The sequence below is a fragment of the Marinobacter sp. genome (genome assembly GCF_048259445.1).
GTDB lineage: Bacteria > Pseudomonadota > Gammaproteobacteria > Pseudomonadales > Oleiphilaceae > Marinobacter.
The window spans coordinates 1-7,037 of record NZ_JBLXHQ010000052.1; the positions used below are offsets into that span (position 1 = coordinate 1).

Consider the following 7,037-nt stretch of genomic DNA (forward strand, 5'->3'; position numbering starts at 1 on the left):
GGCTGTGGTGCTGGGATGCCATGGGCCATAAAACGGATGACGTTTATGAAATGAGCCGCCGCCATGGCGTGATGTGGGTGATCCCTATCCAGGGTGAGAACCAATATGGTAAGCCGATTCAAAACTTCCCGCGCAAGAAAAACGCCAAGAAAGTGTATCTGACCCGACTCGGTACCGATGGCATTAAGCAGCGGCTTTACAGCCGGTTGTCCATCGCCCCGAACGGCACCGAACCGGTGCCTGGTTGTGTTCATTTCCCGCTGGATGATGAGATTGCTGGTGATGAGTTTTTCAAGCAGCTCTGCTCTGCCAACAAGAAACTCGAATACGACAAAAACAACCGCACTGTCTGGCGCTGGGTGAAACAGTATCACGCATACGATGAAGCGTTGGATGGCTGGAACTACGCCTATGCCGCATTAAATATCCTGGTGCAAAAATTCGGACTGGTATTGGATGCCCCTGAACCAGTCAAATCAACGCCCAAAGCCAGCAGCATTGCTGAGTTAGCGGCACGTCTTAAAGGTGGAGCATGACTTTACAAGAAAGGCTGAGTGAAGCGGAAAGCGCGTATCACCGGCTGCAAACTGGCTCACTGGCCGTGAGCATCCAAAAAGGGGACCGCCGGGTTGATTACAACCGGGCCAATATCCATGAGCTACGCGCTTACATTGACGACTTGAGGTCGCAACTTGGTATCACCAATGCGCGCCGCCGCCGACCAGCAGGAGTGGGATTCTGATGAAACACACCGGATTACTGGCCGCAGATGGTCAAACACCACTCAGAGAATCGGTGTTCAGAGCTGGCGGGGTCGGGTTCGGTGGGCAGTTGAAAGGGTGGAATCCACCGTCAAAATCCACGGATGCGGCCTTGCTGCCAGTGATGAAGCAGGCCAACGCCCGAACCGATGACGTGGTACGCAACAATGGCATCGCGGCTAACGGTATTCAGCTGCACAAAGACCACATCATCGGGTCTGAATTTCGCCTGAGTTACAAACCGAACTGGCGCCTGCTTGGCATTAAACCGGACAAAGGGTTTGTGCAGGAGGTGGAGGCGATATTTCGTGACATTGCCGAAGACCCTGGTTGCTTCATTGATGCCGAACGTCGCCGCACGTTCACTATGATGATGCGTGAGTCGGTGGAAACGCATGCCATGACCGGCGACATTATGGCGAAACCGGAATGGATTAACGACCGGCACTCACCATTTTCGACCGCGATTCGCATGGTATCACCGCGTAAAGTCACTAACCCTAACCATGCCATGGATCGGCCGGAGCGCCGAGGCGGCGTGGAGCTTAACCGGCATGGTGCGCCGGTGGCATTTTACGTCGAGGAAGGCGCGGATAACTTTGGCCTGATGAAAACCTGGCGGCGCATTGCCAAAACCAACCGTTCTGGCCGTGCCGGATTCATTCATATTTTTGAGCCGGTCGAGGGTGGTCAGACACGCGGCGTAAACCGGTTCATGTCCAGCCTTGAGCAGTTAAAAATGCTCGATACGCTGCAAAACACCACGTTGCAACGTGCGGTCGTGAATGCGATGTACGCGGCCAGCATTGAGTCGGAGTTGGGATCAGATCAAGCGATGGAGTTTCTGTTTGGAGCGGACACTCAAAATGGTGCCATCGAGAAAATGCTGATGACGTATGGTGAGTATTACTCAGCCAACGAAATCAAGTTCAACGGGGTCAAACTGCCTCACCTGATGCCAGGCGATAAAATCAACCTGCACAGTGCCGGTAATGCGGACAACGGATTTTCTGCTCTGGAGCAGTCGATTCTGCGTTATATCGCCGCCGGTACCGGCGTTGATTACGCTCAGCTGTCCCGCAACTACTCGCAGATGTCCTACAGCACCATTCGCGCCGCTCACAACGATTCATGGCGCTACTTCATGGGGCGACGAAAAATCATCGCTAACCGGTTCGCCAGCCAGATTTTTGCGCTCATTTTTGAAGAAATGATCCTACGCGGATACATCACGTTGCCTCGAAAAGCACGTTTTACCTTTTGGGAGCGCCGCCATGCCTGGACCAAATCGGACTGGATTGGCTCTGGTCGTCTGGCCATTGATGGCCTGAAAGAAGTGAAAGAGGCTGTGCTGAAAATCGACAGTGGGCTATCCACTTACGAGAAAGAGCTGGCACAGATGGGCGAGGATTATCAGGAAGTGTTTGAGCAGCAGGTCGCTGAAATGAAAGAGCGGAAAAAACAAGGCTTGCCGCCACCAAGCTGGATGCGATTGCAGGCTCTGGCACCGGATAACCAACCCGAGGGAAGCAATGAATAACGGATCACATCTCAATTTAATCACGATGGTGTTCAACCGGCCTCTGGCATTAGAAGCCGGTTATGCGCGCACGTTCTTTTCGGCGTTAAGCCAGCGCCTTGGCAATGTTCACAAGCTGACCGATATGGACGGCAACGTCTTGATGAGTGCGGACCTGAAAAAAGAGGCCGCATCCTACAATCCCCGGCGTTCAAATGACCGGAGTTATCAGGTCATTAATGGAATTGCGATCATCCCAATCAGTGGCTCACTGGTACACAAGTACGGATACATCCAGCCCATGTCAGGCATGACCGGGTATGACGGCATCATGCATCGACTGACTCAGGCGGTGTACGACCAGGAAGTAAAAGCCATCATGCTGGATATGGACACGCCAGGCGGCATGGTCGCCGGGTGTTTCGATTTGGCCGACAAGATTGCTCAGTACCGCAGTATCAAACCGATTTGGTCATTGGGTTATGACATGCACTGCAGCGCCGGGCAGATGATTGCTTCGGCTTGCTCCCGCCGGTTGATTACTCAAACCGGTGTGGCCGGGTCAGTGGGCGTCATTGCCGCACACACCAACGTCGAAAAGATGCTCGAGCAGGAGGGGATTGAAATCACCTTGCTCACGGCAGGCAGTCATAAGGCTGACGGCAATCCTTACGCGGCCTTGCCAAAGGATGTTCGTGAGAAATGGCAAAAAGAACTGGAGGCGAATCGTCAGACGTTTGCCAACAAAGCCGCCGGATATATGGGCATCGATGTTAATCAGGTGCTCAATACCGAAGCACAAACCTATGAGGGACAGGACGCGGTGGAGATTGGTTTTGCCAATGAAGTCGTGAACGGCCTCGACGCAGTTCAGATGATGTCTGAACACTTCAAGAAAAACTCAACAACAGTCGATATGGGAGCCGCTATGACGGTTGCAACAAATAACTCTTCCGCCTCGGCCTCTCAGCCAGCGGAAACCCAACCAACAACTCAACAGCCGGAGCAACAAGCCACGATTGATACGGGTGAAACCCAACCTTCCGCACCATCGCAAGATGCTGCGGCCATGGCCGCAAGTGCCGCGAACCAAGAGCGTGACCGCTGCATGGGTATTTTGTCTTTGCCGGGAGCGCAAGCGAACCAAGGTTTGGCTATGGAGCTGGCTAAAAATGCCAATATCTCTGTCGATATGGCCAAGACCTTGCTGGCTGCAGCCGGACCGGGCACACCAACCGGTAACGATGCGGCGCTGGCCGCGATTGGTGCCGAGCATGGTCAGCAGTTAGGTCAGGATGTGGGTACCGGTGAAGCGTCGGAAGAGCAGAAAAACATTAGCCGCCTGGCGGCATCTTATTCACACATTGATTAAGGACTGATTCATGGAACTCACTCAATACACGCCGGATGACTCACTGCTGAGTGCTCCGGTAACGGGCCGCGTTGTGATTAAGGCCGGTCAATCTTTTCCCAAGCTGACGCCTCTGATGCAGGATGAAACTAACAACGCCACGTTGGTGGTGTGGGACGGCACACCGGGGAAAGCCACTGCGATGGCCGCAAAGCCGGTCACCGACAATGGTTCTGAACAGCGCCAGGCGGTGTATCTTCAAGGCGGATTTCGCATCAGTGCCGTGAACTGGCCGGAATCTGTGGACACTGACAAGGCCAAACGTGCCGCGTTCCTGGGCAGCGCCATTTATGTAGACGACGAAGCATAATCGTCGTCTTTTTTTTGAATTCTGATTAGAGAGAGCCTTATGGCCGATAACTACACTACACGCGAACTACTGATGGCCATTCATGAAGCCGGTATTCGTCGTGACAACTTTTTCCAGCGTTTCTTTTTCCGTGAAAGCTATACGTTCTCAACGGAGAAAGTCGACCTGGACATGATCCCGAATAAAACCAAGATTGCGGTGTTTTGCTCACCCATGATTGGCGCAGCCGTTGATCGTAACCAAGGTTTCAACACTTCCTCGTTCAAACCTGCTTATGTGAAATCAAAGCATCAGGTCACCGCCAACCAAGCCGTGAAGCGTCGCCCAGGTGAGAAATACACCGGTGAAATGAGCGCCGGTGATCGCCAGGATGCGATTGTGATGCAGAACCTGGCAGCGGAAGAGCAGGCAATCCGTGACCGTGAAGAGCTGATGTGTGCGGAAATGGTTTATGACGGCAAAACTATCATCGACAGCGAGTTTATCGAAACGCCGTATGAAATCGATGCGGGTCGCCGCGCCAGCAACAACATTACGCTGATTGGTGCAGCGATGTGGATCAATCAGGATTTCGAAACCTACGACATTGAAGCCGACATCGAAGAGTGGGCGGCGAACTCGGATGGTTTGACCAATACCCTCATTTGTGACCCGAAAACCTGGGCGCTGATGCGCAAGTTTAAGAAGTTCAATGACAAGCTGGAGACGCGTCGCGGCTCAACGTCAGAACTGGAAACTTCGCTGAAAGATCTGGGTAAAACCGTCAGCATCAAAGGTCAGTTGGGTGACGTCACCATCATCGTGGTGAACGAAGAATACACTGACCGCGATGGTGCCACCAAGAAAGTGCAGCGCGATTATCACCTAGTTCTGGCGAATGCGGCGGTGCGTGGTGCGCGTTTGTACGGTCAGATTCAAGACCTTTCCGCCCAGCGCGAAGGTGTGGATGAGGCCGAACGCTATGTCAAAGACTGGACCGAAAATGGTGACCCGGAAATCCGTTACACCAAAACGGAATCTGCGCCAGCCATGTACATGATCGACGTGAATCACGTCGTGGTGGTGAAAGTGGCCGAGTAATCGCTCGGTTTGAATCGAACACAATGGGGCCATGGCCCCATTTTTTTTGGAAGGTCCCATGAGTAAGAAACAACTACTGCAAAAGCGTATCGATGAACTCTGCCAAGAGCTGGGCATCACCGAGCCAAAATACACCGACAAAACGACGGAAGCTCAGCTCAATACCATCATTGATGAGCTTGAAGCACTGCTACCAGACGACGGGAGTGATGAGAATGTTCAATCAGGAGCGACCACCACATCGTCAGATCCTCTCCTTAACCATACTGCCGGTGAAGAAACACCGGAAGGCACAACGGCAGCGGGTCCGGCATCGGCTCAAACGGATGTGTTGGTTACGTCAGGTCTGCTCCCGGACGGATCCACTCTGACTGAAGATGGTCCGGTTCCGGAAGTGAAAACAGACGATGCCGGCGATCTGCTGGTTCATGCCCTCAAAACATTCCAGTGCCGCTCACACGGTCAAACGGCCATTGTGCTGCAAGGTCAGGAAAAGTACCTGGACGAACAAGCGGCCATGGATGCGGTTGATGCCGGTGTGGCGGCTTTTGTTGCCAGCATGAAGGGCTAACCATGTTTGATAGCGAGTTTGATCGGTTGATGGATGACGCAGACCACGCCATTTATCAGACCATGGGGGTTGAGGTTCGTATAAATGGCGGGGATTCAGTCACGGCCATTTATGACGAAAACATCAACGAGTTTGATGCCATGTCTGGCCGGGTCAGCCGTCTGAAATTTCGCCGCACGGATAATGTCCGGGTGAAGCGTAATGACCAGATCGAATTCGTTGCCAGCGGGAAAATAGCCAAAGTAACCAGTGGCCCTTACTACGAAGACGGCGAGACGGTGGTGGTGTTATGAGCGCGATTGATGATCAATTAGCCCTTGCGGTTAAAAACCTGGCTGGCCTGCAAAAATCAGCGGTACCGCGCGCCAGCGCTATGGCGATTAACCGCGTCGCCACAAGGGCGGTGGTCTACTCAATCAAAGATGCAGCGAAAGCCATCAAAGTCACGCAAAAAGTCATCAAACCAAGGGCCACTGTTCGCCGGGCTTCTGCTAAGCGCCCGGTGGCTTATGTGCGGGTACGTCGTAACGACTTACCCGCCATTTCTATCGGTACGGCCCGTACGCAGGTTAAGCGTAAAAAGGGCCGTATGCAGGTCAGCAGCGCGGTGCGGGGTGAGCGGGGACGATTTGCCAAACGGACACTCTCTGGAAATACCGCGATTGTGGTCGGTCGCCATAAGTTTGAGAACGCGTTTATCCAGCAGTTGAAAAATGGTCGCTGGCACATCATGCAGCGCACCAGCGACCGCCGTTATCCGATTCAGGTGTGTAAGGTGCCGGTGTCTGCTGAAATCACCAGTGCGTTTGAGCGTCACAGCGCGCGTTTAATGAAATCTGACATGCCCAAAGAGCTGGCCAGTGCGATGCAGCATCAAGTTCGTTTGGTCGTGAGACGAGGAGCCGTTCGTGGAAATTAACCGTCAGATCCGACAGCAAGTCATCAGTGACTTGAAAGCCAAGTTGAACCCACCCGATGGTGAGCCGACGATAGCCACCTTTTTTGACGGCTTTCCGGCGTACATCAATGTGCCCGAAAGCAGCATTTATGACGAGGGTGGAGACATCCCGGCTATCGCCGTCAGTTTGGGTGACGGCGAACCAGGCGCAAGCTCGATGAGCGAGATTACCTGGTCAGCCAAGATGATCGTGCGTGTGTATCTGGTCGCAGACACCGATGTGGATGCTGATTTAGATGCGTTAGGACAGGCTGTCCTCAAGGTGATTGGTCAGCATTACAGTGCCGCCGGTTTGCTGGAGAACTGTAATCGGAGTGGTTTTGACTATGTGCGAGATGACGAGCAGCCATGGGGGATGCTCGATCTTATTTTTAATGTGGAATACAACGAAGAGGTTTAACGATGAGTGAAATCACTGATCTCTCCA

10 protein-coding genes are annotated in these 7,037 nt (G+C 53.2%); all 10 read left to right on the top strand.

The window, feature by feature from the left end:
* On the top strand, positions 1-536 hold a 536-nt coding region (locus ACN0RL_RS19445), incomplete at its 5' end, for a terminase gpA endonuclease subunit (RefSeq protein ID WP_417519817.1).
* On the top strand, positions 533-742 hold the full coding sequence (locus ACN0RL_RS19450; RefSeq protein ID WP_417519819.1) for a phage head-tail joining protein: 210 nt from the start codon (positions 533-535) through the stop codon (positions 740-742). The genes ACN0RL_RS19445 and ACN0RL_RS19450, both read left to right, overlap by 4 nt.
* A complete protein-coding gene (locus tag ACN0RL_RS19455) occupies positions 742-2,301 on the top strand; it encodes a phage portal protein (RefSeq protein WP_417519821.1) in 1,560 nt (519 codons plus the stop codon). The genes ACN0RL_RS19450 and ACN0RL_RS19455 overlap by 1 nt, the downstream gene beginning before the upstream one ends.
* The gene (locus ACN0RL_RS19460) at positions 2,294-3,652 is read left to right on the top strand and encodes a S49 family peptidase (protein ID WP_417519823.1); all 1,359 of its coding nucleotides are present in this window, start codon (positions 2,294-2,296) and stop codon (positions 3,650-3,652) included. Before ACN0RL_RS19455 ends, ACN0RL_RS19460 begins: the two co-directional genes overlap by 8 nt.
* A 10-nt stretch (positions 3,653-3,662) precedes the next feature.
* Entirely contained in the window at positions 3,663-4,001 is a 339-nt protein-coding gene (locus ACN0RL_RS19465; RefSeq protein WP_417519825.1) for a head decoration protein, read from the top strand.
* 39 nt (positions 4,002-4,040) lie between these two features.
* Positions 4,041-5,081: a major capsid protein gene (locus ACN0RL_RS19470; protein ID WP_417519827.1), complete on the top strand. Its 1,041-nt coding sequence runs from the start codon at positions 4,041-4,043 to the stop codon at positions 5,079-5,081.
* 58 nt (positions 5,082-5,139) lie between these two features.
* Positions 5,140-5,652: a hypothetical protein gene (locus ACN0RL_RS19475; RefSeq protein WP_417519829.1), complete on the top strand. Its 513-nt coding sequence runs from the start codon at positions 5,140-5,142 to the stop codon at positions 5,650-5,652.
* A gap of 2 nt (positions 5,653-5,654) precedes the next feature.
* A complete protein-coding gene (locus ACN0RL_RS19480; protein ID WP_282476484.1) occupies positions 5,655-5,945 on the top strand; it encodes a head-tail joining protein in 291 nt (96 codons plus the stop codon).
* Entirely contained in the window at positions 5,942-6,571 is a 630-nt protein-coding gene (locus ACN0RL_RS19485) for a phage tail protein (protein ID WP_417519831.1), read from the top strand. The genes ACN0RL_RS19480 and ACN0RL_RS19485 overlap by 4 nt, the downstream gene beginning before the upstream one ends.
* Positions 6,561-7,010: a phage tail terminator protein gene (gpU, locus tag ACN0RL_RS19490; RefSeq protein WP_417519833.1), complete on the top strand. Its 450-nt coding sequence runs from the start codon at positions 6,561-6,563 to the stop codon at positions 7,008-7,010. Before ACN0RL_RS19485 ends, gpU begins: the two co-directional genes overlap by 11 nt.
* The last annotated feature ends 27 nt before the right edge of the window (positions 7,011-7,037 follow it).

Excerpts from the sequence above, each read along its gene's own strand:
- ACN0RL_RS19450 (WP_417519819.1), top strand. The coding sequence starts at position 533 with ATGACTTTACAAGAAAGGCTGAGTGAAGCGGAAAGCGCGTATCACCGG.
- ACN0RL_RS19455 (WP_417519821.1), top strand. The coding sequence starts at position 742 with ATGAAACACACCGGATTACTGGCCGCAGATGGTCAAACACCACTCAGA.
- ACN0RL_RS19460 (WP_417519823.1), top strand. The coding sequence starts at position 2,294 with ATGAATAACGGATCACATCTCAATTTAATCACGATGGTGTTCAACCGG.
- ACN0RL_RS19465 (WP_417519825.1), top strand. The coding sequence starts at position 3,663 with ATGGAACTCACTCAATACACGCCGGATGACTCACTGCTGAGTGCTCCG.
- ACN0RL_RS19470 (WP_417519827.1), top strand. The coding sequence starts at position 4,041 with ATGGCCGATAACTACACTACACGCGAACTACTGATGGCCATTCATGAA.
- ACN0RL_RS19475 (WP_417519829.1), top strand. The coding sequence starts at position 5,140 with ATGAGTAAGAAACAACTACTGCAAAAGCGTATCGATGAACTCTGCCAA.
- ACN0RL_RS19480 (WP_282476484.1), top strand. The coding sequence starts at position 5,655 with ATGTTTGATAGCGAGTTTGATCGGTTGATGGATGACGCAGACCACGCC.
- ACN0RL_RS19485 (WP_417519831.1), top strand. The coding sequence starts at position 5,942 with ATGAGCGCGATTGATGATCAATTAGCCCTTGCGGTTAAAAACCTGGCT.